The 23,680-nt window shown below is 62.8% G+C and carries 27 protein-coding genes; 13 read left to right on the forward strand and 14 right to left on the reverse strand.

The features are described 5' to 3' along the window. Nucleotides 1–12: 12 nt before the first annotated feature. The gene (locus AO692_RS30440) at nt 13–870 is read right to left on the reverse strand and encodes a LysR family transcriptional regulator (RefSeq protein ID WP_054313962.1); all 858 of its coding nucleotides are present in this window, start codon (nt 868–870) and stop codon (nt 13–15) included. Between the two features lie 145 nt (nt 871–1,015). On the opposite strand from AO692_RS30440, the gene AO692_RS30445 reads away from it, so the two are divergent. Continuing rightward, nucleotides 1,016–2,572 carry an MFS transporter gene (locus tag AO692_RS30445; RefSeq protein WP_054313764.1) on the forward strand — a complete coding sequence of 519 codons (1,557 nt, stop codon included), beginning with the start codon at nt 1,016–1,018 and terminating at the stop codon, nt 2,570–2,572. A gap of 55 nt (nt 2,573–2,627) precedes the next feature. Here AO692_RS30445 and AO692_RS30450 read toward each other — a convergent pair whose 3' ends face one another. Further along, nucleotides 2,628–4,499 (reverse strand): ABC transporter ATP-binding protein/permease, encoded by a 1,872-nt coding sequence (locus AO692_RS30450; RefSeq protein ID WP_082407669.1) that lies wholly within the window; start codon nt 4,497–4,499, stop codon nt 2,628–2,630. Continuing rightward, nucleotides 4,496–5,281 (reverse strand): methyltransferase domain-containing protein, encoded by a 786-nt coding sequence (locus AO692_RS30455; protein WP_054313765.1) that lies wholly within the window; start codon nt 5,279–5,281, stop codon nt 4,496–4,498. Before AO692_RS30455 ends, AO692_RS30450 begins: the two co-directional genes overlap by 4 nt. 152 nt (nt 5,282–5,433) lie before the next feature. Here AO692_RS30455 and gloB point away from each other — a divergent pair, with 152 nt between their 5' ends. Next, nucleotides 5,434–6,201 carry a hydroxyacylglutathione hydrolase gene (gloB, locus tag AO692_RS30460; protein ID WP_054313766.1) on the forward strand — a complete coding sequence of 256 codons (768 nt, stop codon included), beginning with the start codon at nt 5,434–5,436 and terminating at the stop codon, nt 6,199–6,201. A 2-nt stretch (nt 6,202–6,203) separates the two neighbouring features. Continuing rightward, nucleotides 6,204–6,629: a cupin domain-containing protein gene (locus tag AO692_RS30465; protein WP_054313767.1), complete on the forward strand. Its 426-nt coding sequence runs from the start codon at nt 6,204–6,206 to the stop codon at nt 6,627–6,629. On the opposite strand, the gene AO692_RS30470 is transcribed toward AO692_RS30465, so the two are convergent. The 3 genes from AO692_RS30470 to AO692_RS30480 are packed head-to-tail and all read right to left on the reverse strand — an operon-like array spanning nt 6,626 to nt 9,002. Beyond that, nucleotides 6,626–7,300: a lysoplasmalogenase gene (locus AO692_RS30470; protein ID WP_054313768.1), complete on the reverse strand. Its 675-nt coding sequence runs from the start codon at nt 7,298–7,300 to the stop codon at nt 6,626–6,628. The two genes, AO692_RS30465 and AO692_RS30470, sit on opposite strands and share 4 nt — an antisense overlap. Then, complete coding sequence (locus AO692_RS30475; RefSeq protein WP_054313769.1) at nt 7,297–8,187, reverse strand: EamA family transporter; 891 nt, start codon at nt 8,185–8,187, stop codon at nt 7,297–7,299. Before AO692_RS30475 ends, AO692_RS30470 begins: the two co-directional genes overlap by 4 nt. A 29-nt stretch (nt 8,188–8,216) precedes the next feature. Next, a complete protein-coding gene (locus AO692_RS30480) occupies nt 8,217–9,002 on the reverse strand; it encodes a DUF3108 domain-containing protein (RefSeq protein WP_054313770.1) in 786 nt (261 codons plus the stop codon). A gap of 326 nt (nt 9,003–9,328) precedes the next feature. Between AO692_RS30480 and AO692_RS30485 the strand changes: the two genes are divergently transcribed. The 6 genes from AO692_RS30485 (at nt 9,329) to AO692_RS30510 (ending at nt 13,520) form a co-directional block, all read left to right on the forward strand. After that, nucleotides 9,329–9,910: a biotin transporter BioY gene (locus tag AO692_RS30485; protein WP_054313771.1), complete on the forward strand. Its 582-nt coding sequence runs from the start codon at nt 9,329–9,331 to the stop codon at nt 9,908–9,910. A 21-nt stretch (nt 9,911–9,931) separates the two neighbouring features. Further along, the gene (locus AO692_RS30490) at nt 9,932–10,378 is read left to right on the forward strand and encodes a DUF1284 domain-containing protein (protein ID WP_054313772.1); all 447 of its coding nucleotides are present in this window, start codon (nt 9,932–9,934) and stop codon (nt 10,376–10,378) included. Nucleotides 10,379–10,506: 128 nt separating this feature from the next. Continuing rightward, on the forward strand, nt 10,507–11,508 hold the full coding sequence (locus AO692_RS30495; protein ID WP_200911810.1) for a hypothetical protein: 1,002 nt from the start codon (nt 10,507–10,509) through the stop codon (nt 11,506–11,508). Nucleotides 11,509–11,732: 224 nt separating this feature from the next. Next, nucleotides 11,733–12,029: a 50S ribosomal protein L28 gene (rpmB, locus tag AO692_RS30500; protein WP_054313964.1), complete on the forward strand. Its 297-nt coding sequence runs from the start codon at nt 11,733–11,735 to the stop codon at nt 12,027–12,029. 136 nt (nt 12,030–12,165) lie between these two features. Then, entirely contained in the window at nt 12,166–12,849 is a 684-nt protein-coding gene (locus AO692_RS30505) for a queuosine precursor transporter (protein WP_054313773.1), read from the forward strand. Beyond that, nucleotides 12,846–13,520: a hypothetical protein gene (locus tag AO692_RS30510; protein ID WP_054313774.1), complete on the forward strand. Its 675-nt coding sequence runs from the start codon at nt 12,846–12,848 to the stop codon at nt 13,518–13,520. Before AO692_RS30505 ends, AO692_RS30510 begins: the two co-directional genes overlap by 4 nt. A 24-nt stretch (nt 13,521–13,544) precedes the next feature. On the opposite strand, the gene AO692_RS30515 is transcribed toward AO692_RS30510, so the two are convergent. The 5 genes from AO692_RS30515 to AO692_RS30535 form a co-directional block, all read right to left on the reverse strand. Continuing rightward, a complete protein-coding gene (locus AO692_RS30515; RefSeq protein ID WP_054313775.1) occupies nt 13,545–13,919 on the reverse strand; it encodes a hypothetical protein in 375 nt (124 codons plus the stop codon). Nucleotides 13,920–13,971: 52 nt separating this feature from the next. Further along, nucleotides 13,972–14,985 carry an esterase-like activity of phytase family protein gene (locus tag AO692_RS30520; protein ID WP_054313776.1) on the reverse strand — a complete coding sequence of 338 codons (1,014 nt, stop codon included), beginning with the start codon at nt 14,983–14,985 and terminating at the stop codon, nt 13,972–13,974. Between the two features lie 20 nt (nt 14,986–15,005). Beyond that, nucleotides 15,006–16,904: a cobaltochelatase subunit CobT gene (gene cobT, locus AO692_RS30525; protein WP_054313777.1), complete on the reverse strand. Its 1,899-nt coding sequence runs from the start codon at nt 16,902–16,904 to the stop codon at nt 15,006–15,008. A gap of 12 nt (nt 16,905–16,916) precedes the next feature. Beyond that, nucleotides 16,917–17,903 carry a cobaltochelatase subunit CobS gene (gene cobS / locus AO692_RS30530; protein WP_054313778.1) on the reverse strand — a complete coding sequence of 329 codons (987 nt, stop codon included), beginning with the start codon at nt 17,901–17,903 and terminating at the stop codon, nt 16,917–16,919. A gap of 127 nt (nt 17,904–18,030) precedes the next feature. Then, on the reverse strand, nt 18,031–18,660 hold the full coding sequence (locus AO692_RS30535; RefSeq protein ID WP_054313779.1) for a J domain-containing protein: 630 nt from the start codon (nt 18,658–18,660) through the stop codon (nt 18,031–18,033). A 157-nt stretch (nt 18,661–18,817) separates the two neighbouring features. Between AO692_RS30535 and AO692_RS30540 the strand changes: the two genes are divergently transcribed. The 4 genes from AO692_RS30540 to AO692_RS30555 all read left to right on the forward strand — a co-directional run bounded on the left by AO692_RS30540 (nt 18,818) and on the right by AO692_RS30555 (nt 21,049). Then, complete coding sequence (locus AO692_RS30540; RefSeq protein ID WP_054313780.1) at nt 18,818–19,120, forward strand: BolA family protein; 303 nt, start codon at nt 18,818–18,820, stop codon at nt 19,118–19,120. Nucleotides 19,121–19,311: 191 nt separating this feature from the next. Then, on the forward strand, nt 19,312–19,674 hold the full coding sequence (locus AO692_RS30545; protein ID WP_054313965.1) for a metalloregulator ArsR/SmtB family transcription factor: 363 nt from the start codon (nt 19,312–19,314) through the stop codon (nt 19,672–19,674). Beyond that, nucleotides 19,671–20,195, forward strand: coding sequence for an arsenate reductase ArsC (locus AO692_RS30550; RefSeq protein ID WP_054313781.1), 525 nt, complete (start codon nt 19,671–19,673; stop codon nt 20,193–20,195). The genes AO692_RS30545 and AO692_RS30550 overlap by 4 nt, the downstream gene beginning before the upstream one ends. 143 nt (nt 20,196–20,338) lie before the next feature. After that, nucleotides 20,339–21,049, forward strand: a complete 711-nt coding sequence (locus AO692_RS30555) for an MIP/aquaporin family protein (protein ID WP_054313782.1) — start codon at nt 20,339–20,341, stop codon at nt 21,047–21,049. Here the strand turns inward: AO692_RS30555 and AO692_RS30560 are convergent. Genes AO692_RS30560 through AO692_RS30570 form a run of 3 tightly spaced genes read right to left on the reverse strand, consistent with a single transcriptional unit; the run spans nt 20,997 to nt 23,640 of the window. Beyond that, the gene (locus AO692_RS30560) at nt 20,997–21,923 is read right to left on the reverse strand and encodes a transporter associated domain-containing protein (protein WP_054313783.1); all 927 of its coding nucleotides are present in this window, start codon (nt 21,921–21,923) and stop codon (nt 20,997–20,999) included. The two genes, AO692_RS30555 and AO692_RS30560, sit on opposite strands and share 53 nt — an antisense overlap. Next, on the reverse strand, nt 21,920–23,035 hold the full coding sequence (gene aroB / locus AO692_RS30565; RefSeq protein WP_054313784.1) for a 3-dehydroquinate synthase: 1,116 nt from the start codon (nt 23,033–23,035) through the stop codon (nt 21,920–21,922). The genes AO692_RS30560 and aroB overlap by 4 nt, the downstream gene beginning before the upstream one ends. After that, a complete protein-coding gene (locus AO692_RS30570) occupies nt 23,032–23,640 on the reverse strand; it encodes a shikimate kinase (protein ID WP_054313785.1) in 609 nt (202 codons plus the stop codon). The genes aroB and AO692_RS30570 overlap by 4 nt, the downstream gene beginning before the upstream one ends. Nucleotides 23,641–23,680 lie beyond the last annotated feature (40 nt).

Genomic DNA, 23,680 nt, shown 5'->3' on the forward strand with positions numbered 1-23,680 from the left:
GGCCTGTCGAGCCTACGCGGCAGCAGCGCGGTGTTCGCGGAAGGCGCAGGCAATAGTGCGCAACGCGTCGCGCGAGCGCTGGTCGGTCAGCGTCGAATGCAGCACGATTTCCGAAGACGGCAGCGGCGGCAGATTGAACTTGCGGCTAACTTCGATGGTCCCGACCGGCGCAAGCCGCTCGGAGAATACGGCCATAGCAAGCCCTGCCGACACCGCTGCCATGACCACCGACGAGCCGCCACCCAGGAACACCTCGGTCCACGATATGCCGGCATCGTCGAGCGCGTGAGTGCCGATGTCGCGCACGCCGCATGCCGGTGACAAGGCAGCAAGCCGCATCGGCTCGCCCGGACGGCAATGGAAACTGGGGGCGGCGAACCAGCCGAAATGCTCCGGCCCCAGCACCTCGCCATCGCGTCGATCGTCCTCGCGCCGTACGATCGCGGCATCCAGCTCCCCACGGTCGAATGCATCGAGCAGATTGCGCGAATTGTCGACCTGCACCTCGATGGTCAACGCCGGATCATGTTCGTTGAGGCGCGCCAGCAATGTCGTTACTTCCGGACCGGCGACATGGGCTGCGATGCCCAGCGCAAAACGGCGGGCGCAAGAGGAGAGGCCTGCAACGGCACGGTCATGCGCGGCGAGAAAGTCGCGTGCCGGCTGGATGAACACCGCCCCTTCCGCCGAAAGCCGCACGTGGCGCGGCGTGCGTTCGATCAGCTTGCGGCCAATCCTCTCCTCGAGCCGTTTGAGTTTCACGCTGATCGCTGCCTGCGTCGTGCCCAATGCGTCTGCAGCGCGGGTGAAGCTCTGAAGGTCGGCAACCATGACAAAGGCCTGCACGGCCTCCACGTCTAGTGACAACATTGTCAGCATACCAATTTGTTATCTCTGAAATAGATTTACATTGCATTTTCATATGTTCAAGTTGCGACCATCTGAAATTCGAATTTCGCACCGCAACTGAGCGGCGTGGGCGTGGACATCGCCTCCGCCGATGCCGGAGGTTTTGATGAATACCCCCAGTAGAAACGGCCTCGTGCTCGCCGCCGTTTGTCTGTCTGCCTTGATGTTCGGCCTGGAGATCTCCAGCGTGCCGGTGATCCTGCCAACGCTGGAACGCGTGCTGCAGGCCGATTTCAAGGCCATGCAGTGGATCATGAATGCCTACACCATCGCCTGCACCACCGTGCTGATGGCAACCGGCACTTTCGCCGACCGCTTCGGCAGGAAGTTGGTTTTTGCCATAACGGTCGCGGCCTTCGGCCTGACCTCGCTGATGTGCGGGCTTGCGCCCAACACCTCGCTGCTGATCGCGGCCCGTTTTCTGCAGGGCATGGCCGGCGGGGCGATGTTCATCTGTTCGATCGCCATTCTTTCGCACCAGTTCCAGGACGGCAGGGAACGCGGCAGGGCCTTCGCCATCTGGGGCGTGATCGCCGGCATCGGTCTCGGTTTCGGCCCGATCATCGGAGGCGGCATCGTGGCCCTGTCGACCTGGCAGTGGGTCTTTCTCGTCCATGCGCCGCTGGCGGTGCTCTGCATGGTCCTCACCTATGTCGGCGTCTCCGAATCGCGCGACCCGCAAGCCAAGAAGCTCGACATTCTGGGCATCGTCCTTCTCAGTGCCGCTGTCTTCGGCCTGGCCTATTACATCACCCAGGCTCCTGATTTCGGTGGCTTCTTGAGCCCCGCTGCCCTGGCCATCGCTGCAGCGACGATCGTCGGCTTCATCGCATTCGTCCTGGTGGAACGCTATCATGCCCACCCGATGTTCGACTTTTCGGTGTTCAGGATCCGCGATTTCTCCGGCGCGATAATCGGCTGCATCGGCATGAACTTCAGCTACTGGCCGTTCATGATCTACCTGCCGATCTATTTCGCGGTCGGTCTCGGCTATGAGAGCACCACGACAGGCCTCGCTTTGCTTGCCTATACGGTTCCTTTCCTGGTGATGCCGCCCATTGCCCAGTACCTGCTGGTCCGCTTCAACGCGCGCATCGTCATCCCGCTCGGCCTGTTCACCATCGGCCTCGGCTTCGTCCTGATGTGGCTGGGTTCTGCTGCCGAAGCGGCAAGCGGCCTCACTGTCCTGCCCGGCGCGCTGGTTTCCGGCATCGGCCTCGGTCTGACCACGACGCCCGCCACCAACATGACGACCGGTTCAGTGCCGGCGAGCCGCGCCGGCATGGCTTCCGGCATCGACACCAGTGCCCGGCTGATCGCGCTCGCCATCAACATCGCCGTCATGGGCTTTGTTCTCGTCGAAGGCATCCTGCACGGGTTGAAGAAGGGCCTGCCGGACGCGTTCGACGGGGTCGACCTCCGTGCGGTCGCCGAAAAGATCGCCGCCGGCAACACCGCGGCATTGCAGGATACCACTCGACAGGGCCTGACTGTGCCGACGGACGTCGTCCACTCCGCACTCGTCGAAGGCTTCGGCTGGGTGATGCTTTACGGCGGCCTCGGCGTCTGGGTTCTGGCGGCGCTGTCTTTCGCCATCTTCGGTTCGAGCAAGGCCGGCGCCATCCCCGTATCCGAAGCGCGGGCGGGGACACATGGTCTCTGACTGAGCGGTTTCTCCGCTCGGAAGTCGTCCCGCCGACAACGGGGCGGCTTCTGTCTCAATTGACGCGTTCGACCTTTTCGTCGGCACCGTCATGCCCAGCGGCGCTGCCATTGCGCCTGGCACCGTTCCCGTTGCGCTTGTGCGCGCGGATCACCGGCGGCGGCTCCAGTGCACCGGCCCGCACCCGCGGCGGCTTCAGCGCCGGCAGATCCGAGCATTTGATGATGCTGAGCGCACGCGGAAAGAAGTTATAGTTGTGCTGGCCGCGGCCGATATTGATGATCCCGGCCTTGGGCAGATGCTTGCCCAGCATGGCGAACACGCGCTTGACGACGGTGCCGCTGAATGTGTCCATCGCCTCGTCGATGACCACCCAGTCCGGCTTCTGCAGGGCGAGCCGGGCAAAGGCCACCAGCCGCTGTTCCTCCTCGTTGAGTTCTCTGTCCCAGCGTGCGTGACGATCAAGCGACGACGCAAGATGATCGAGGCCGGCCTCGGCCAGAACACCGGTGACGCTTGCATCATCGATACCCGTCATGCCGTCGATCAACATCTCGCGCAGCGTGCCCGGCGCGAAGTACGGCGTGCGCGGCACGAAGGCGAGATTGGCACCTGCCGGCATGCCGATACGCCCCGCCCCCCAGGGCCATAGCCCTGCCACCGCACGGAAGAACAGCGTCTTGCCGGCACTCGGATCGCCGGTGATCAGCACGTGCTCTCCCGGTTCGATCCTCACCGACTTTTCCGCAAGCCTCGAACAGCCCGACGTCGCTCCGACGATCAGGTCTTCGAACACCATGGTGCCGTCCTTGGTTTCGAACACCTGGATGTGCTGTTCGCCGCCATGCAACTGGTCGGCCTCCTTCAGCGCCATGCGGAAGTCGGCGACGCGCATCAGCGTGGCGCGCCAGTCGGCGATCCCGCCGATATTGTTCACGAACCAGCGCAGCGAGGAATGGACCTGGTTGAAAGCACCGACCGCCATCATCAGCCCGCCGAAGGTGATGTCGCCGGCGAAGTAGACAGGCGCCGCCACCAGGATCGGTGCAACCACGGTGATCCAGCCATAGGTGTCGGTGACCCAGCCGAGATTGATCTGGGCGCGGAAGATTCGCATGATCGAGGCGACCAGTGCGGCGAGATCGGTGGCCAACCGCCGTTTCTCGCTCGCTTCACCGCGGGAGAGCGTGATGGCATCGATGTTCTCGTTCACGCGCACCATGGAAAAGCGCAGGTCCGCCTCGCGCGCATAACGGTCGCTGTTGAGCCCGATGAGGGGCCGCCCCACCAGCCAGCTCAGCCAGGACGCGATCCCGGCATACAGGAACGCCGCCCAGACCATGTAACCCGGGATGGCGATGGCATGTCCGCCGATGTTGAAGACGAAACCCGAGGAAAGCGCCCACAGGACACCGACAAAGGACACCAGCAGGATGATGGACTGCAATAGACCCACGCCAAGGTCGGTCGACAAGTCGGAAAGATGTCCCGCATCCTGCTGCATGCGCTGGTCGGGATTGACCCCGATCGCCCCCGCATTGGCGACCCGGAAGGCGCGGTTCGGCTTCAGCCACTCCTCGACCAGGTCGGTCGTCAGAGATTCGCGCAGCTTCAGCCGGAAGCGCTGATTGAGCCACTGCTGGCCGATGTTGAGCACGAGCAGCCCGCCGGCAATCATCGCGAAGACGACCAGTTGATCGAGGAAGGCGGTTAGATCCCGCCGCTGCAGGGAATCGTAGAAAGGCTGGTTCCAGCGGTTGAGCAGGATCTGGCCATAGGCCGTGGCGAGGATGACCGCGAGAATACCACCGGCGAAGATCAGCAGCGCACGGCGTCCCGGCGAGGTGTTCAACCCTTGCCGCACCGTCGCCAGCTGATCCCGAAGGCTGCTCATTTCGGCCTGAACGGTGCCGGTGGTGTCGCTCATCGCCGCTCCGCTCCTGGAACCCCCAAAGCACTGTTGTCCTGTCTTCGACGACCGAGCCGCGTCGCCCCTTGTGGCGAAAACACCGGCACGAAGACACGACGCGATGCACGCTGTGCGACCGGCACGCCCTGGTAGAGTCGCTTCTGTGCCGACACGGCAATGACGCCGGAAAAGATCGGCCACATACGACGCCCGGCACTTTCGAACAGCGATTGGAAGCGCATCATGAAACGGCGCTGCGATGGCGGGAAATAAAGCCCATCCGACCAGGCGGCCGGCGTGAAGTTCGCTTCCCGCAGCAATTCGGCGATCTGTCCACGCGAATAGGGCCGGCCTGTGCCGAAAGGCGTGTGTTCGAAACGCGCCCACACACCGCGCCGGTTCGGGACGACGATGACGACGTGGCCTGCCGGCGCCAATACCCGCCAGACTTCATTCAGCGTCTCGCGCGGATTTTCCGTGTGCTCCAGCGAGTGGATGAGCAACATGCGGTCGATGGATGAATCGACCAGCGGCAACTCTTCGTCGAAGACCAGCGCGGTTGCCGACGGACCGGCAGACGGCCACACCACGGCGCCCTGGGTTGCGGGCATGAAGGCAAGTGCCCGTTCTGCATCGGCGCCGAAGCGTTCCAGCCAGGGCAGCGCGTAACCCAGCCCCACCAGCCTTTCGTTGGGCACGGAAGCCCAGATCGACGACAGCGCCATGGTGATCGAACGCTCGGCCAGTTGTCCGAGCGGCGAGGCATAGAAGGAGCGCAGGTCGACAATATCCGAATGCATGGGCTGGGACCGTATCTGCGGGAAGGCTGGAGTCAACAAACTGCGGCGCTGACGACCGTATCTTCGGGACAAGTAGGATCGAGGCGACATCTTTAAAGGGTGACAGGAACCGCCGAGCACCCTATCTGTGCGGACGACAAGGGAGACCGGCGATGGCGATCGAAATCGAACAGTTCATGTGCCGCCAGGACAATTTCGGCGTGCTCCTGCGCGAGCCGAAGAGCGGCGCGGTGGCTCTTGTCGACGCGCCGGAGGAGGCTACTATCCTGGCCGCCGTGAAGCGCACCGGCTGGACGCCGAAAACCATCCTCACCACGCACCACCATACCGACCATGTCGAGGCCAATCTGGCACTGAAGCAGCGTTTCGGCCTCGAAATCATCGGCCCGGAACTCGAAAAAGCCAAGATCCCCGGCGTTGACCGTACCGTAAAGGGCGGTGACAGTTTCAAGCTGGGTGAAGAAACGGTCGAAGTGATCTCCACGCCTGGCCATACCGCCGGCCACATATCCTACTATTTCCCGCAATCAGGGGTCGTCTTCACCGCCGACACGCTGTTTGCGCTGGGTTGCGGCCGCCTGTTCGAGGCGCCGGCAGCGGTGATGTTCGAATCGTTGAAGAAGCTCGCCGCGCTGCCGGCCGAAACGAAGGTTTATTGCGGCCACGAATACACATTGTCGAATGCCCGTTTCGCGCTGACTGTCGACCCGACCAATTCGGCCTTGAAAGAGCGTGCCGCGAAAATCGAGAAGCTCCGCGCTGCCGACAAGCCGACCTTGCCGACGACGATCGGCGAGGAGCTGTCCACCAACCCGTTCCTGCGCTGGCACGACCCGGCGATCCGCCGCCATCTCGGCATGGAAAAGGCGAGCGACGCCGAGGTCTTCGCCGAAATCCGCAAGCGCAAGGACGTTTTTTGAACATGACGCCAGCCGAAATCATCACGGCCCTCGACATGCAGCCGCACCCGGAGGGCGGTTGGTATGTCGAGACCTTTCGCGATGCGCCAGAAGGCGGACGCGGCTGTTCGACGGCGATTTATTTTCTGCTCGAACGCGGCCAGGTTTCAGCCTGGCACCGGGTCAAGGATGCTTCGGAAATCTGGCATTACCATGCCGGCGCTCCATTGGAGCTGTCATTGCATCGGGAGGGCCATGGCGTGACCCGGCATGTGCTGGGCAGCGATCTTGTCGCCGGTGAGCGGCCGCAGGTCGTGGTGCCGGCTGGGTGGTGGCAGACGGCGGTGAGCCTCGGCGACTGGACGCTGGTCGGCTGCACCGTGGCACCGGGTTTCGATTTTTCCGCGTTCGAGATGGCCGCACCCGGCTGGCAGCCGAAGACTTGTTAGATCGCGAACAGAAAGCCCAGCGTGATCGCCAGTTGCGCCAGATAGTAGAGCGCCCACACCGCGTAGCGCATCCAGACTCTGTGCCGTTCCACGGTTTCGGCCAGGAATTTTTCGATGGCCAGCAACGCATCGGAAGCCATGAACAACACTGCTCCACCCATCACCAGCGCATCACCGGTGATTAGCGCCGTCACGCCCATGGCGAAGATGGCGGCGACATAGACGGCGACTGGAATTTTCAGGTCGGAGCCGATCCGTGGCCACAGCAACCGCAGCATGCCGAACGCGAAAGCGGCCATGACGAAAGCCGCCATGATGTGCCAAGGGGCCTCTGTCAGCGTCGAGAGACCGCTGCCGGCAGCAATGAACAGGGCGACATAGGCAAGATGCGCGGCAAGGAAGCTGCCCAACCCGCCGAGGAATGCCTTGTCGCCGTCTTGCGACAGGAATGCGTCGCCTAGAGCGCTTAGCGCCAGCGCTGCGACGAGCAGCATTGGTCCGCCTTGGAGATAGGCGAGCGCGGCGAGCAACCCGACAGCCAGTGTCTTGGCCGCCGAGCGCTTCAACGACGGCGGCCTGTCGATGGCAAAGGCATAAAGCACCGCCGCAACGATCGAAAAAATCAATGTGCCGTTCGGCGTCGCTTCGATGCCGCCAGGAAAGGGCATCATGCGCCGGCTCCGTTCTCGACTGGCCGGCGCCTGCCGAACAACAGTGATTTGGCCGCCAGCACGGCGCCGCCTGTGATCAGCACGCAGGCTGCAAGGATACGCAGGCTGGGATCCGCGAAACCGGCGGCGATCAGCACCAGCGTGGACAGAAGCGGCGCGGCATAGCTCGCTGCACCCAGCACCTGGATATTGCCGCGTTTCACGCCGATGTCCCAGGCATAGAAGGCAGCCCCAACCGGCATCAGGCCGAGGCCGAGTACGGCCAGCCACTGGCCGGCATTTGCCGGCCACACGGTCTGTTCAAGCAGCAGATGGCAGATCAGGGACAACACCGACGTCGCCAGGCAGAACCAGGTGACGATGGTGGTAGGAACCGATGGAAAGCGCCGCGACAGCAGCGAATAGGACGACCACAGCACCGCGCAGACCGCCGCCATTGCATAGCCGAACCCATAGTGTGCATCGAAGGCGAGCCCGCCACCCTTGGTGACAATGAGGAACGTGCCGGCAAGGCCAAGCAACGCACCGGCGACATGATTCCATGCCAGCTTTTCGCCCGGCATCAGCGCCGAACCCAGCACGATGAGCAGCGGCCACAGATAAGCGATCAGACTCGCTTCAACTGCCGGCGCGTTGCGCAAAGCTGTAAAGTAAAAGAAATGATAGCCGAACAGGCCGGCAATGCCGATCACCCAGACGATCGCCGGGACCGGCTCCCGTTTTGCCGCCGGCATGAAAAGCCTGGCCACCAGACCGACACAGGTGCCGATGGCAAAGGTGATGGCCGAAAGCTGGAAGGGCGGCATCGTGCCGGAAGCATCGGTGAGCAGCGCCAACAGCGCCCACATCGCCACGGCCGAAAAACCTATCAGTGTCGCGCGCCCCATATCCCCTCCGGTGGCGCGTCTTCGCACGCCTAGCTTTTCGCCTCGAACCGTCGCGCCCTGACGGTGATCGTGCCGATCTCCGTGCCGACGGTGGCGTGGATGGGCGCATATATCCCGGTTTGGCCGAGCGGCGCAAACGTCACCATGATCTTCGAACGGTCGCGCAGGAACTTCAACGCCTTGCGCCGCTGCGCATAACCGGACACCGGCTGAAAGGTCATCCGGCAGGTCACGGTTGGTCCCTGGTAGCCCTTGACTGCCATCTTGCCCTTGGTCCCTGGCGTCAGCACAAGATTGGCGCGCATCTCGCCGTCATACATCTTCACCGTGCGTCCGCAGACATCATCCAGGCTGTCGGCGCGGATCACCGTGGCAGCGATCGGATCGGTGACACCTTTCAAGTCGCCGGTGCCAAGCGGCAGCCAGTCGTCGCCACGTGGCTTCGGCGGTGGCAAAACCTTGGAGGAGGATACCCCGCCGCCGGAAAAGCGGATGTCGACCATCGAGACCTTCTTGCCCGACGTATAGTCCGCGCGAAATGCCTGCGGCTGGATGCCGGAGCGCGAGAAGCGGCCCGTCGCCGTCAGCGTACCGGTCGTGTCGTCGAAGATCAGCGCCAGGCCGGCTGCCGACGCGCTGCCGTCGATCGTGTATTTGTCGCCCTCGTAGCGGCTGTCGAAACTCGACCGCGCCACGGTGATGCCGAGGAAGGAAATCGTATATTCGCCGTGGAAAGCTTCCGCGGCGGAGGCGGCAGACGTGGCGAAAAGGGTGCCGGCAAGCAGAGCAGCAAGGACAGGGGTCGGGCACGGCATCGAAACGTCGGTCCTTTCAAGGTCGGCTACAAGCAGCCTGGATGTCCCTGGAGCGTTCCGCTTTTCGCGGAAATGCTCCAACTCTTTGTTTCTACGCAATTCCGGACGCAAAACCGCTGCGCACTTTTGCTGGAATTGCTCTGGCGACTTCTCAAACTGCCAAATCCGGCGAATCTATGGGGCGCCGTCAAGGCTTCTGGTGGTCTGACGCATGGGTTGTCCCTCAACGCCGCAAATGCTGTTGCGTTGCACCATCAGCCTGTGAAATATGCATCCTGCAAGACGCCGGAGAGCCGGCGAACCAAAATTTGACCCGGAGAGGCCTTATGAACGCTCCCGCCGCAGCTTCCACCACTTTCGTTCCCTTGCGCCTTGCCGGCCGCTCGCTGACCGTCCAGGCGGTCGCGGTCTTCCTGGGCACGCTGTTCCTTGCTGCTTCTTCCTGGATCGAGGTGCCGATGTTCCCGGTGCCGATGACCATGCAGACTTTCGCCGTCACCTTGGTGGGTGCGCTTTTTGGCTGGCGCCTCGGCCTCGTCACTGTTCTCGCCTGGCTGGGTGAAGCCGCCATCGGCTTCCCGGTTCTGGCCGGCGGCGCCGGCGGCCTCGCCTACTTCGCCGGCCCGACCGCCGGCTATCTCGCTGCCTTCCCGATCGCCGCTGCATTCGTCGGCTGGCTGGCCGAGCGTGGCTGGACCGCCGAAGGCCGTCTGGTCCGCAACGTCGTCGCCATGCTCGCCGGCAACGCCTTCATCCTGGTGTTCGGCACGCTGGTGCTGGCCGGCATGATCGGCGCGGAAAAGGCCTATACGTTCGGCTTCGCCCCGTTCGTGCTCGGCGGCATCCTGAAGGCCGTTCTGGCCACCGCGACCATCGAAGCGGTACGCCGCGGCAAGATTTCGCTCTGATATTGCTTTCGCGGAGCTGACGTGACCGTCCGCATCCGCGCGCACCACCTGCTGTGCATGCTGACCTATGTCGGCAAGGGCTACAGCGAAGCCTTTACCAAGGGCTACGACACGGTGGTGCAACGGCTGAGCAGCGGCGAGGACATGCTCCTCGTCGCAGGCCCGGACGACATCTGCCTGCCCTTGCTGGGCGATGCAGCCCCCCATTGCTTCCGGGACACCGTACCTGAACGCGATCGGCTTGCCGCCAATGCGGTCGAGACCCTTATTGGACGCCCGATCCGAGACGGCGAGCGTTTTTCCCTCGATGCGCCGATGATAAAACGCATGCGCGCGGCCTTTCATGCCGGAATCACGCGCCAGGCCTGCCACGGCTGCGAATGGTTCGATCTGTGCAGCACCATCGCCGATTCCGGCTTCCACGATGTGCGTCTCAACCGCCATCGCATCCCCTCTGAGTCACGCTGATCACCAGCCCGGACACCTATCTCAGTCCTCAGGCCCGGCTCTAGCTTCATCTGCACTTGAAATAATAGAGTACACACTCCATTATTAATGAGGATACGCCCCCTCATCGTCGAAAGCTCGTCCAGCAGATGCCGCCCGCAAAGCGCCGTCCTATCGTCCTGGCCATATCGCTCGTGCTGCTTGCGCCTCTTGTCGGCGAGTGGCTGCTTGGCAATCAGCCGATAACAAGCCTCGGCAGCATTGTCCTGCTTGCTCCCTTATACGGATGCGGCGCGCTTCTGGTTCGCGAGACCTCACGCCACCTCGGCCGTGGCTGGCTGACGATCCTCCTCCTCGCCGCTGCCTATGCCCTGCTGGAAGAAGGCCCGATCGACCAGATGCTCTGGAACCCGCACTATGGCGGTATCGACATGGCCGTCGCCTATGCGGATACGCGCATCGATGCGCTCGGCACCAGCATCGGCCTCATCCAGGATGTTCTGACGCTCCACACGATCTGGAGCATCGCCGTACCGATCGCCTTGATCGAGGCCTTCGACCCTGCACCGAAGCGGCCCTGGCTCGGAGCATTCGGCGTAGCCATTGCCACAGCGGTTTTCTTCGCCGGCTCGGCCTTCCTGACCTACAGCCAGATCGAATCGGAGAAATTCATCGCCACGCCGAGCCAGTTCGCCGCCGCAAGTCTTGCCATTGTCGCCCTTGTGATTGCCGCCTTCGCAATTCCAGCACCGTCACGTCAGACAGCAATGCTGCCCCCCTCGCCGCGGATGATTGGCCTGGCGAGCTTCTTCCTCACCAGCCTGCTGATGGCGCGGGACTTCATTGCCGAACTGACGTCTGGATGGTCTGTCGTCGGGCTCTGGTGCGTTCTCATCGCAGCCGGCATCGCACTTGTCCTGCGGTGGTCCAGTTCTCCACAATGGGGCATGGTTCACAAGACGGCACTCGCCGGCGGCGCCTTGATGACTTACGTCTGGGTCGGGTGCGTGCAGGCTCAATCTCTGGGTATCCCCGTCGTGGTTGCCGTGACCGGCAACGTCGTCTTCGGCCTGGGCGCGATCGTCTTGTTTTTTCTGGCGATGCGCGCCATACGCCGGACTGGCTTGGGGCGAGCGGCTGCCTTACCTTGAAAAACCTGCTCGACAGGTGATAGATCGCACCGACCTGCGGTGGATCGAAGCGTGCGAGCTGTGCCACTGCTGGTGACAGGCTGGTTCCCAAGCCGAACAACGCTTGACGCACCGGCCAAATGCCACTATGGAACGCCAACTTTTTCCTTGAGGCCGCCGAAAGCACCGCGCGCCATTTGGCGCGGCTCGAAGGTTTGGCCCGGTATGAACTGAAGGTAGCAAAAATGTCCCGCGCTTGCGAACTCACCGGCAAAGCCGTCCAGACCGGTAACAATGTGAGCCACGCCAACAACAAGACCCGGCGTCGCTTCCTGCCGAACCTGGTCAATGTCACGCTGATCTCGGAAGCGCTGAACCAGAACGTTCGCCTGCGCATTTCGGCCAACGCGCTGCGTTCGGTCGAGCACCGCGGCGGCCTCGACGCCTTCCTGGCCAAGGCCAGCGAGAAGGAGCTGTCGCAGCGCGCTCGCCTGCTGAAGAAGCAGATCGCCAAGAAGACCGCCGAGCAGGCCGCGGCCTGATTGCTTTCAGGCGGGGGACGACCGCCTGAGCATCGGATTGGCCAGCGCATAGCTTGAACCGTCCGATGCTCGAATGAAGGATGCGCCGCCCGTCCCGGCCAGGCGCTCCGCTGGTTCCATTACCCAGGATAAAAAAATGCGTTTCTTTTCGCAGTATTTGCCCTTCGTGATCGCCATGGCGCTTGTCGTCGTGGCCTCGAACATCCTTGTCCAGTTCCCGATGCAGGGACAGGTCGGGGTGCTGTCGCTGGCCGATATCCTGACCTGGGGCGCCTTCACCTATCCTTTCGCCTTCCTCGTCACGGATCTCGCCAATCGTCGCTACGGACCGGCTGTGGCGCGTCGGATCGTCTTCGTCGGCTTCATGGCTGCCGTGATTTGCTCCATCGTGGCACCGCCACTTCTGTTCCGTGCCGGCTTAATCGAATTCGACACTGCCGCCGCCCGCCTGGTGCGTATCGCATGCGCTTCCGGTGCCGCCTTCCTCACCGCGCAGCTTCTGGATGTCACCGTGTTCAACTGGCTGCGTCGCCAGAGCTGGTGGCGCGCACCGATCTTCGGCACGCTGGTGGGCTCGGTGTTCGATACGCTGATCTTCTTCTCGATCGCCTTTTCCGCCGCTTTCGCCTTCATCGGCCCTGACGACGCTTTCGCGTTGGAGAATGCGCCACTGCTCGGCATATTCCCTGTGGAAACCATGCGCTGGGTGTCCTGGGCTTTGGGCGACCTGTCGGTGAAGCTGATCATCGCCGTCTTCGCGCTGATCCCCTACCGCCTGATCGCCGCACGCTGGAGCCAGCCGGCAACGGTCCAGCCTTGATCCCCTGGGAGCAGCTCGACGCCGCCAGGACGCCTGACGGCAAGCAGGAGCTGCGGCTGAAACGGCGCGGCAGTGAATTCTCGATCATGCTCGGCTCCAACGAGCTGATGAACAGCCGTCTGAGTGGATCGGAGGAAGCGCTCGCCCGGCTCTCGCTGGAGAAACTCGGCAGGCGCGACCGCATCCATGTCCTTATCGGCGGTCTCGGCATGGGCTTCACCTTGCGCGCCGCTCTCGCCGAACTTGGCGGTCAGGCAAAGGTCACCGTCGCCGAACTGGTGCCAGCCGTCATTGCCTGGGCGCGCGGTCCGATGGCCGCCATCTTCGATGGTTGCCTCGACGATCCACGCGTCACCGTCAGGCAAGGCGATGTCACCCGTCTGATCGATGCCGCCCGTCACGAATTCGATGCCATCCTGCTCGATGTCGACAATGGCCCCGAGGGGCTGACCCAGGACAGCAACGACACGCTCTACAGTTTTGGCGGTCTCAAGGCTGCCCGCGACGCGCTGAGACCGGGTGGCGTTCTGGCTGTCTGGTCCTCCGGTCCTGATCGCGGCTTCACACGTCGGCTGCAGCAGAGCGGTTTCGCAGCCGAAGCCGTCACGGTGCGCGCCCACGGCAAGCGCGGCGCCAAGCATACCATCTGGCTCGCCGTTAAACCGCGCTAAGGCTTGTGGCAGCGGCAAGATGGGTCACTTCGGCGGCTGCAGCGGTCCAAAGAAGCCGATGATGCTCTCGATGCGGTTGCCGTCCGGGCTGAGCATGGCGATATCGAGGCCCTCCGGCAGCTCCGTGCCGTCGGCCTCGACGACACGCCAGCCAAAACGCGCGATATCGTGATGAATGTCGACCGCGGTGGTGCGTACGATCCGGGCACCGGGACGGCCGGCCCTCACCCTGACGATATGGGCGAGCAACTCTTCCGCACTTGTCGTGTCCGCACGCGGATCGGTATAGGTCGCGTCCTTGGCCCAGACGGCGTGCAGAAGCGTTGCGCGCCGCGCATCGTCGGGTTCGTTCCAGACGGCGCAATAGCGATCGATCAGGTCCGTGGCATTTGAGGGCATCGGCCAGCCTCGAAGCGTGCAGACACCAGCCTACATTGGGGCAGTGACGCTCTCAATCCTCGCTGAGGATGAATTCCAGATAGAGATTGCGCTGCAGGATCGAGTGGTTGTCGTCGGAGACCAGCGACACGATCAGCTTGCCGTCCTCGCGCCGCCACACGTCCATGCCTTCCATATTGTCTATCTGGTAAGCCATGTCGGCCTCCAGAAGCACGGAGCCATCGGCAACCTTGTCCTTGGCGATCTCGGCGCCGGCGATACGGCGCAGTCGCATCTTGACGCCGCCGGCCATCGAGAAGGAACGCTCCAGGAGCAGCAGGTCACCACTGGGAAGGAATGCGCCATCGGTGATGTCGAACTCGCCATTGCGGCGCACTTTGAAGATGCCCTTGCCGGGCCCTTCGATGATGGCAGCGTAGATATTGCCATCCTTGTCGAGGCTCTTTTCGGACACCACCACCAGCGCGCCTTTCAACGGCCCGTCGACCGGCGCGCGCGTCACCGTTTCGAAGCCGCGGTTTCTGCGCAGCTCGTTCTCCGGCACCACGAAATCGAGCAGCTTGAACGGCGCCTTCATGCCGGCCGGGTCGATCTTGAATTGCGCGACGCGATGGTTGCGCTCGAAACCGACAGTGGCAACGTCGCCCTTGACGTTGAGGCCTTCGGCGTCGACTTCCCATTTCTTGTCGATCGGCTGGCCCGCCTCATCCACCATCTGCTGCATGGTGAAGTTGAAGATGGCGAAAGGCTGACCTTGCGCCATGCGTGCGATCGAACCGAAATACCAGAAGCCTGTGTCGGTCACGCCAATGAAGTCGCCGCCCGGATTGAGGAAACGGAAAGCCGACAGCGCGCCGAAATCGCGCGAAGAACCGGTCATTTCCAGCCCGCCGACGAATTCCAGCGGTCCGAACGTCTTCTCGTCACGCCCGATATGGAATTGCTGGATCTGCCGTACGCTGATTTCGACCGGTTCGACTGCCTGGCGGGTTGCCGCCGAAACCGACGAAGTAGCCAAAAGGCCAGCCATGGAGAGAGAAGAAAAGAGCCGGAGCCATCTTGGCATCGACACCCGCCCTAAATGGCTCACGAAGCGCGCCTGAAGCCGCCGCGGCGCATGTCGCGAGCAGTCTCCTCGCCGAACAGTGAGGCAAGCTGCTCGGTCATGGCGCCGGCCAGTTCTTCGGCATCGACGATGGTGACGGCGCGGCGATAATAGCGCGTCACGTCATGGCCGATGCCGATGGCCAGCAGTTCCACCGGAGAACGATCTTCGATCAGCTCGATGACGGCGCGCAGATGCCGTTCCAGATAGTTGCCCGGGTTGACCGAAAGCGTGGAATCGTCGACCGGCGCGCCATCCGAGATCATCATCAGGATCTTGCGCTGCTCGGGCCGACCGATGAGGCGGTTGTGCGCCCACAACAGCGCCTCGCCGTCGATGTTTTCCTTGAGCAGGCCTTCGCGCATCATCAGGCCGAGATTGCGGCGCGCGCGCCGCCAAGGCGCGTCGGCCGACTTGTAGACGATGTGACGCAGATCATTAAGGCGACCGGGCGCCGGCGGCTTGCCGTCTTTCAACCACTTCTCGCGCGCCTGCCCGCCCTTCCAGGCTCGCGTGGTGAAGCCGAGGATTTCCACCGAGACGCCGCAACGCTCCAGCGTACGCGCCAGGATGTCGGCGCAGGTCGCCGCCACCGTGATCGGTCGCCCGCGCATGGAGCCTGAATTGTCGAGCACCAGCGACACCACGGTGTCCCGGAACTTCGTGTCGCGCTCCTGCTTGAAAGAGAGCGGCTGCATCGGATCGATGACGACGCGCACCAGACGTGCCGGATCGAGATAACCTTCTTCGAGGTCGAAGTCCCACGAGCGGTTCTGCTGCGCCATCAGCCGGCGCTGCAGGCGGTTGGCTAGCCGGCCCACCACGCCCTGCAGGTTGGCGAGCTGCTTGTCCAGGAAGGCGCGCAAACGGTCGAGCTCTTCCTCGTCGCACAATTCCTCGGCGCCCACCGTCTCGTCGAAGGCGGTGGTGAATATCTTGTAGTCAACGTCCTTCGAGATCGTGGCGAAAGGATTGTCGTTGCGCTTGGCTTCGCCCGGCGTCTCGGCATCGGCCTCTTCTTCGTCGGACAAATCCTGCGAAGTCGCGTCCGTGGCCTCGGCCTCGGCGGAGTCCTCGTCATCGTCGGAGGCGTCGGCATCCTCGGCCTGCGACTGGTCGGAGCCGGAATCGTCTTCGCCGCCTTCCTCGCTCTGCTCCTCGCCCTGCGGCTGGTTGTCGTCGTCGTCCTCGGTCTCGTCCGTTTCCTGGTCGTCGCCGAGTTCCTCGGCCATTTCCATGGAAGCGAGCATCTCGCGCACGACGCGGGCGAAGGCCTGCTGGTCTTCCAGCTTTCCAGCCAGTCCGTCGAGGTCGGTACCGGCCTTGTCCTCGACCCAGGGACGCCAGAGATCGACCATGCGTTCGCCGCTCTTCGGCACGGCGCGGCCGGTCAGCTTTTCGCGGACCATCAATGCCAGCGCTTCCTCGAGCGGCGCATCGGCGCGATCGCGCACATCGGCCAGATTGGCCTTGGCGTATTTGTCTTCCAGCATCGTGCCGATGTTGTCAGCAACGCCGGCCATCATGCGCGAGCCGATCGCCTCGACGCGGGCCTGCTCGACGGCATCGAAGATCGCGCGCGCCTGCTTGCCTTCCGGCGCCAGTTTGGTGTGGATGCGGGTATCGTGACAGGCACGCTTCAGCGCCATGGAATCGCCGAGGCCGCGGGTCACCGCGATGTCGACGGATGAAGCCTTCTTCGGCAATTCCGGCAGGCGGGCGCGGCTGCCGGCCAGCGCCGGACGCTCCTTGGCAAAGCCGACTTCCATCTCCTTGTCACCGGAGATGGCGCGCATGCACACGGTCACGGCACGCTTGAAAGCGTCCGTGTCCGAGCCGTTCTTCGGCTTGTTGCGCGTGTTGTCGCCGGGGCCGGCCATGGAATTTCCTGTTTAGCCAAGCACCACATTGGCGGCGCTTTCCGGCAGATCCTCACCGAAGGCGCGCTGATAGAATTCGGCCACCACCGAACGTTCCAGCTCGTCGCACTTGTTCAGGAAGGTCAGCCGGAACGCCATGCCGACATTGCCGAAGATCTCGGCATTTTCGGCCCAGGTGATCACCGTACGCGGGCTCATGACGGTCGACAGGTCGCCATTGATGAAGGCCGAACGCGTCATGTCGGCAACGCGCACCATCTTGTTGACGATGTCCTTGCCCTTGTCGTTCTTGTAATGCTTGGCCTTGGCCAGCACGATAGCGACTTCGTTGTCGTGCGGCAGGTAGTTCAGCGTGGTCACGATCGACCAGCGGTCCATCTGCGCCTGGTTGATCTGCTGCGTGCCATGGTAGAGGCCGGTGGTATCGCCGAGGCCGACCGTGTTGGCAGTGGCAAACAGCCGGAAGGCCGGATGCGGGCGGATGACGCGGCTCTGGTCGAGCAGCGTCAGACGGCCGGAGCTTTCCAGCACGCGCTGGATGACGAACATCACGTCCGGGCGGCCGGCATCATATTCATCGAAGCACAGCGCGACATTGTGCTGGTAGGCCCAGGGCAGGATGCCGTCACGGAATTCGGTGACCTGCATGCCTTCCTTGACGACGATGGCGTCCTTGCCGACGAGATCGATACGGCTGACATGGCTGTCGAGGTTGACGCGCACGCAAGGCCAGTTGAGGCGGGCGGCCACCTGCTCGATATGCGTCGACTTGCCGGTGCCGTGATAGCCCGACACCATGACGCGGCGGTTGTAGGCAAAGCCGGCCAGGATCGCCATGGTGGTGTGCTGGTCGAACAGATAGTCCGGATCGATATCCGGTACATGTTCGGTGGCTACCGAATAGGCTGGCACGACCATCTTGGATTCGAAGCCGAATTTTTCCTTCACCGACACCGTCGTGTCGGGCAGGTTGGCGATATCGCGATCGACCTTGTTCATGCGTCTCAACGTCTCCACGGGCGAAGCGTTGCGCTTCGCCGGCAACCCAAATTGTTCGGGGCGGTCATAAAACCTTTTCCAACCCGAGGAAAGTTGGAAAAAGGCACGACCTCAGCTCAACTTGAGCTCAACACAGGCCAGCCTGCTTGAGCACGCGATAGGCTTGCAGCACATCGCGGAACCGGTCTTCCGAACCTCTGTCGCCGCCATTCGCATCCGGATGGTGGCGTTTCACGAGTTCCTTATACCGCGCCTTGATCTCTTGGCCAGTCGCCTTTGCGTCAAGACCAAGCGTTTCCAGCGCCTTGGCCTCAAGCGGCCTCGCCTTGCGTTCGCGCGGGGCGCCACGATCGCGCGGCTCGTTGAACAGGTTGTAGGGGTCGCGCATGCGGTTGTAGTAGCCGGCGCGGCCGGAGCGCTGCTTCGCGAAATCGGGCGCGGTATGAGTGCCGCCGTTGCTGCCCCCATTCGTGCCCATGGTCCAGGTCGGGCGGTGGCCGGTCGCCGCTTCCTTCTGGAACCGCGCGATCTCGGAATCGGGAACGCCCGAAAAATAGTTGAAACCCTTGTTGTATTCGCGCACGTGGTCGAAGCAGAACTTGAAGTACTGCCCCTCGGCCATGCGTCCCACCGGCGCACGGTGCGTGCCCGGCTCCTTGCAGCCGTCCCACTGGCAGACCGGTGCGCGCGACTTCAGCTCCGCGTCCTTTTCCGGGCGAATGCGGAGTTTTTCGAAATATTTTGGATAGGGCTTCATCTGACCCCATTTATGGGCTGTTCGCCCGGCGATACAAGAATTGACATTTCGGCGATGATCGCCCTAACCGCTGAATCGCGGCTTAAACAGGGCGAACGGCAGCCGGCCGGCGACGAAAATATTGGCGATCACGCCTATGTGGTGAAGGAGAACGGCAATGTCCATGCAGACGGCGATGGAAAAAAAGCTCATCGACGCTTTTGCGCCTGAGAGATTGGCCGTTGTCAACGAGAGCCACCTTCATGCCGGTCATCATCATGTCGAGAGCGGCCACCATGCCACCTTCGACGGGACTGGCGAGACGCATTTCCGCATCCGCATCGTTTCGCCCGCCTTTTCCGGCCTGAACCGCATCGAACGCCACCGCGCCGTCAACGCGCTGCTCGCCGATGAGCTGAAGGCCGGCCTGCACGCACTGGCCATCGAACCAGCCGCCCCAGGCGAAAAAACGCGCTGGTAGCAGTTCCACCCCACATAAACGCAGCCACCGACAAAAGCGAAAACTGGCCGCCTGGCCGGCGTCACCTGCCTGTTACATATATCCACTAATCTGGATATATGGATACGCCAGAGCAATTCCAGGAAAAGTGTGCGACCGTTTTCCATCCGGAATTGCGAAAAAACAAAGAGTTAGAGCGCTTCCGCGTTTCCGTGAAAAACGAAAACGCCCTAACGATCATCGAGGCACTTTCGGCACTCGCGCAGCCGACACGTCTTGGCGTGTTCCGTGCATTGGTCGCGGTCGAGCCCCAAGCCATCCCGGCCGGGGAATTGGCCAGACGAAGCGTCGTTCCTCAAAACACCATGTCGGCGCACCTGGCGGTGCTGATGCGTGCCGGGCTTGTCGCGAGCGAACGTCGAGGCCGTTCCATCCTCTACCGTGCCAGTCTCCCCGCCTTCCAGGCGCTCGTGACGTCGCTGGTCAGGGATTGCTGCGATGGCCGGCCCGAACTTTGCGCGCCTCTGCTTTCCCAATTCTCGCCATGCCATGTTTCCAAAGGAGCCCTGCCATGACGCAAGACACCTACAACGTCCTTTTCCTGTGTACCGCCAATTCATCCCGTTCGATCCTCGCCGAGTCAATTTTGCGCAAGGATGGCGCACCGCGTTTTAAGGCGCATTCCGCCGGCAGCTATCCGAAGGGTGAGATCAATCCTTTCGCGCTGAAGGTACTCGAAAGCTACAATTACCCGACCGATGGCTTTCGCTCGAAAAGCTGGGACGAATTCTCCGATGCCAAAGCCGCATCGATGGATTTCATTTTCACCGTTTGCGACGATGCTGCCGGCGAGCAATGTCCGGTCTGGCCAGGCCATCCTGCAACAGCGCATTGGGGCATCGACGACCCCTCTCTGGTCACCGGGACAGACATCGACAAGGAAGCGGCTTTCGTTACCGCATTCAAATACATGCGTAACCGTATCTCGCTGTTCCTGGCGCTGCCCCTGGACACGTTGGACCATCTTGCCGTTTCCAGCCATCTTGGCGAGATCGGCAAGACGGAGGGCGCTTCGGCAAAGATCGCCAAGACATGAGCCGGGCGCCCAATCCCGGCTTGAGCTGAATCTTGAAACAATTCCTCCGAAAGACAGGCTAGTCGCCGAACAGCTGGGTGATCAGAATTGCTTCATGGATCGCTGGCTGGATCGATGAAGCTGGCGCTGGGGCACTGGGGGAAATGAGCGAACCGCTTTGGAGACGGCTGGCCGCCGAAGCGCTGGCGACAGCGCTGCTGCTCGCCACTGTTGTCGGCTCGACTATCATGGGCACGACGCTGGCGCCGAACAATCCGGCCCTTGCCCTCCTTGTCACCTCGACCTCCACCGGCGGCATGCTGTTCGTGCTGATTTCCGCCTTCGGACCGGTGTCGGGCGCGCATATCAATCCCATCGTCAGCTTGGGGCTTGCCGCTTCCGGCGACTTCGCCTGGCGCGAATGCTTCCCCTACATTGTCGCTCAGGTCACCGGCGCGATCATCGGCATCTGGGCAGCGCATGCGATGTTCGAGCTGCCGGTGCTGCAGCTCTCTGCGACAGCGCGCGACAGTTTCGGCATGTGGCTCTCGGAAGCGGTGGCGACATTCGGCCTGTTGCTGGTCGTGCTGGGCTGCGTCGCGCGCAGGCCCACCGCGATTGCCGGAGCGGTCGGTCTCTACATCGCAGCCGCCTACTGGTTCACCGCGTCCTCATCCTTCGCCAATCCCGCCATGACGCTTGCCCGCGCCTTCACGGCAACGGCAGCAGGCATCAGGCTTGCCGATGTCGCCGGCTGGATCATTGCGCAGAGCCTCGGCGCCTTCGCCGCATTCCTGGTCGCACGGCTGTTGTGGCCAAGGCTTACCGCAGCTTCTGAGCCTCTTGCTGCTGAATCTCTACGGACGCCGGCCTGATCCTGATCCGCGCGATGCGGTTCTTGTCACGCTTCATCACCACGAAGCGTTTGCCGTGGAAAGTGAAGGCCTGCTTCTCCTCGGGAATCGACTGCGTCTCGTGGATAACGAGGCCGGCGATCGTCGTGGCCTCTTCGTCCGGCAGCGCCCACCCCAAAGCCCGGTTGAGGTCGCGGATCGACACCATGCCTTCCACCACCACCGAGCCGTCGGCCTCCTGCTTCACGCCCTGGACATCGATGTCGTGTTCGTCGGAGATCTCGCCGACGATTTCCTCGATGATGTCTTCCAGCGTCAGCAGACCCTCCACCTCGCCGTACTCGTCGACGACGATGGCGATATGGGCCCTGCGGCGCAGGAAGGCGTTGAGCTGCTCCTCCAGGCTGGTCGTGTCCGGCACGAACCAGGGTTTCGCCGCGATCTTCAGGATGTCGATCCGCGAAAAATCGTTGTCCACTTCGTTAAGCGCGCGCAGCAGGTCCTTTGCATGCAGGATGCCGACAATGTTGTCGAGCGAACTCTTCCACAGCGGCAGCCTTGTATGCGGACTCTGCAGAACTTCGCGTACGATCGCTTCGGGCGCGTTGTCGGCATTGACGGAGCGCATATTGGTGCGGTGAACCATGACGTCGGAGACCTCGAGCTCGCGCAGCGCCAGAAGCGCCTCGACGCGATTGCGGTCTTCCTTCATGGCTTTGGCCTCGCTCCGCAGCCGCGAGATCACCGCACGCGCCTCTTGCTGGGTCAGGCGCCGCCGCTTCAGGCTGATCAGTTGCAGACCGAAGGAAGCAAGCAGCGGCTTGCGGAACAGGACGGCAAGCAGCGCCAGGACAAGCAGCGCGCCGGCAACGATCCATCCCGCCGTCCCGGTCATTCGAGGCTGTCTCGCAGGAATGCCACGACTTCCGAGGCGGGCACATCCTTGGCGATGAAGGACTGGCCGATGCCGCGCGTCAGGATGAAGGTAAGCGCACCGCGCGACACCTTCTTGTCCTGTGTGATGTAATCGAAGAGCTTGTCCGCGTCCGGCAATTCGCCTGGGATGTCCGCGACGCGTGTCGGCAAGCCAACGGCCTTCAGATGCGCCTCGACACGGGTCGCGTCATCGGGGCTTGCCAGGTTCAGTCGTGCGGAGAAACGGTGCGCCAGCACCATACCGATCGACACGCCCTCACCGTGCACCAGCCTCGCGCCGTCATAGGCAGTCGCCGCCTCCAGCGCATGGCCGAAGGTGTGGCCGAGATTGAGCAGGGCGCGGTCGCCTGTTTCGAATTCGTCACGCGCCACCACATCGGCCTTGGCGCGGCATGCCTCGGCAATCGCCTCGATGCGGGCATCGCCACCGGCAAAGACCTCCTGCCAGTTCTTTTCCAGCCAGGCGAAGAAGGCGGGTCGGTCGATCAAGCCGTATTTGGCAAGTTCCGCATAGCCGGCGCGGAACTCGCGGATCGGCAGCGTGTCGAGCACGCTGCTGTCGGCCAGCACCAGCTTCGGTTGGTGAAACACGCCGATCAGGTTCTTGCCACGGGCACTGTTGATGCCGGTCTTGCCGCCGACGGAGGAATCGACCTGAGCAAGCAGCGAGGTCGGCATCTGTACGAAATCCATGCCGCGCCGCACGATACCGGCAGCAAAGCCGGCCAGATCGCCGATGACACCGCCGCCGAACGCAACGACCGCATCGCGCCGTTCCAGCTTGGCGCCGAGAACCGCATCGATGACCTCCTGCAGGTGATCGAAGCTCTTGGTCTTTTCCCCGGCTGGCAGCGTTATGGTGGCGGTAACGGCCACGCCACCGCTTTCCAGCCCGTTCTTCAGCGTCTCGAGATGGTTTGCCGCGACATTCTCGTCGGTGACGATTGCCACCCTGGTCCCCGGCAAGCGGGTCGAAACTGCTTCGCCGGCGCGGGCGATGAGGCCTGGCCCGATCAGGATATCATAGGCGCGGTCACCTAGGCCGACCTCGACAGTGACGGTCTTGCTCATGATGCCTGCCCCTCGCCCGCCGTCGTCTGGATGTTGAAATGACCACAGAGCGCCGCGATCACTTCCTCGGCGATCACTTCCTTGCGTTCGTCGCGGGTCGGCACGGTGATGTCGGCCAATGCATAGGTTGGATAGCGATCGTCCATCAGTTTCCGCAGCGTGGCGCGCGGGTTGGGGGTCTTCAGGAGCGGTCGGTTCTGCTTCTTGGAGACCCGCTCCATCAGAAGATCGAGATCTGCCTTCAGCCACACCGAAATGCCATGCCCGGCGATCGCCTCGCGCGTCTGTGCGTTCATGAAGGCGCCGCCACCGGTGGAAAGCACCTGCGGCCCTTGTTCCAGCAGGCGCAGAATGACCCGCTGCTCCAGGGCGCGGAATTCCGTCTCGCCATAGCGTTCGAACAGCTCCGGGATGGTCATGCGCGACACATCCTCGATCTCCTGATCGCTGTCGATGAAGTTGAGCCCGAGCATCCCGGCCGTCTTGCGGCCGATCGCCGTCTTGCCGGCGCCCATCAGCCCGACAAACACGATGGAGCGGCCGCCGAGCCGCTCGGTCAGCGCGACACGGCTTTCGTCCTGCGAAATGGCGGCTTGCGGGTTCATTGCCGGCGTATCGACATGAAAAGCCCCTTTGCGTCAAGCT

The sequence above is a fragment of the Mesorhizobium sp. 1M-11 genome (genome assembly GCF_001303895.1).
Lineage (GTDB): Bacteria > Pseudomonadota > Alphaproteobacteria > Rhizobiales > Rhizobiaceae > Mesorhizobium.

Excerpts from the sequence above, each read along its gene's own strand:
- AO692_RS30520 (WP_054313776.1), bottom strand. The coding sequence starts at position 14,985 with ATGCCAAGATGGCTCCGGCTCTTTTCTTCTCTCTCCATGGCTGGCCTT.
- gloB (WP_054313766.1), top strand. The coding sequence starts at position 5,434 with ATGGCGATCGAAATCGAACAGTTCATGTGCCGCCAGGACAATTTCGGC.
- AO692_RS30515 (WP_054313775.1), bottom strand. The coding sequence starts at position 13,919 with ATGCCCTCAAATGCCACGGACCTGATCGATCGCTATTGCGCCGTCTGG.
- AO692_RS30475 (WP_054313769.1), bottom strand. The coding sequence starts at position 8,187 with ATGGGGCGCGCGACACTGATAGGTTTTTCGGCCGTGGCGATGTGGGCG.
- cobS (WP_054313778.1), bottom strand. The coding sequence starts at position 17,903 with ATGAACAAGGTCGATCGCGATATCGCCAACCTGCCCGACACGACGGTG.
- AO692_RS30560 (WP_054313783.1), bottom strand. The coding sequence starts at position 21,923 with ATGACCGGGACGGCGGGATGGATCGTTGCCGGCGCGCTGCTTGTCCTG.
- AO692_RS30455 (WP_054313765.1), bottom strand. The coding sequence starts at position 5,281 with ATGCATTCGGATATTGTCGACCTGCGCTCCTTCTATGCCTCGCCGCTC.
- AO692_RS30480 (WP_054313770.1), bottom strand. The coding sequence starts at position 9,002 with ATGCCGTGCCCGACCCCTGTCCTTGCTGCTCTGCTTGCCGGCACCCTT.
- AO692_RS30550 (WP_054313781.1), top strand. The coding sequence starts at position 19,671 with ATGACGCAAGACACCTACAACGTCCTTTTCCTGTGTACCGCCAATTCA.
- AO692_RS30570 (WP_054313785.1), bottom strand. The coding sequence starts at position 23,640 with ATGAACCCGCAAGCCGCCATTTCGCAGGACGAAAGCCGTGTCGCGCTG.
- AO692_RS30505 (WP_054313773.1), top strand. The coding sequence starts at position 12,166 with ATGCGTTTCTTTTCGCAGTATTTGCCCTTCGTGATCGCCATGGCGCTT.
- AO692_RS30445 (WP_054313764.1), top strand. The coding sequence starts at position 1,016 with ATGAATACCCCCAGTAGAAACGGCCTCGTGCTCGCCGCCGTTTGTCTG.
- AO692_RS30450 (WP_082407669.1), bottom strand. The coding sequence starts at position 4,499 with ATGAGCGACACCACCGGCACCGTTCAGGCCGAAATGAGCAGCCTTCGG.
- cobT (WP_054313777.1), bottom strand. The coding sequence starts at position 16,904 with ATGGCCGGCCCCGGCGACAACACGCGCAACAAGCCGAAGAACGGCTCG.
- AO692_RS30555 (WP_054313782.1), top strand. The coding sequence starts at position 20,339 with ATGAGCGAACCGCTTTGGAGACGGCTGGCCGCCGAAGCGCTGGCGACA.
- AO692_RS30495 (WP_200911810.1), top strand. The coding sequence starts at position 10,507 with ATGCCGCCCGCAAAGCGCCGTCCTATCGTCCTGGCCATATCGCTCGTG.
- AO692_RS30465 (WP_054313767.1), top strand. The coding sequence starts at position 6,204 with ATGACGCCAGCCGAAATCATCACGGCCCTCGACATGCAGCCGCACCCG.
- aroB (WP_054313784.1), bottom strand. The coding sequence starts at position 23,035 with ATGAGCAAGACCGTCACTGTCGAGGTCGGCCTAGGTGACCGCGCCTAT.
- AO692_RS30470 (WP_054313768.1), bottom strand. The coding sequence starts at position 7,300 with ATGATGCCCTTTCCTGGCGGCATCGAAGCGACGCCGAACGGCACATTG.
- AO692_RS30485 (WP_054313771.1), top strand. The coding sequence starts at position 9,329 with ATGAACGCTCCCGCCGCAGCTTCCACCACTTTCGTTCCCTTGCGCCTT.
- AO692_RS30540 (WP_054313780.1), top strand. The coding sequence starts at position 18,818 with ATGTCCATGCAGACGGCGATGGAAAAAAAGCTCATCGACGCTTTTGCG.
- rpmB (WP_054313964.1), top strand. The coding sequence starts at position 11,733 with ATGTCCCGCGCTTGCGAACTCACCGGCAAAGCCGTCCAGACCGGTAAC.
- AO692_RS30535 (WP_054313779.1), bottom strand. The coding sequence starts at position 18,660 with ATGAAGCCCTATCCAAAATATTTCGAAAAACTCCGCATTCGCCCGGAA.
- AO692_RS30440 (WP_054313962.1), bottom strand. The coding sequence starts at position 870 with ATGTTGTCACTAGACGTGGAGGCCGTGCAGGCCTTTGTCATGGTTGCC.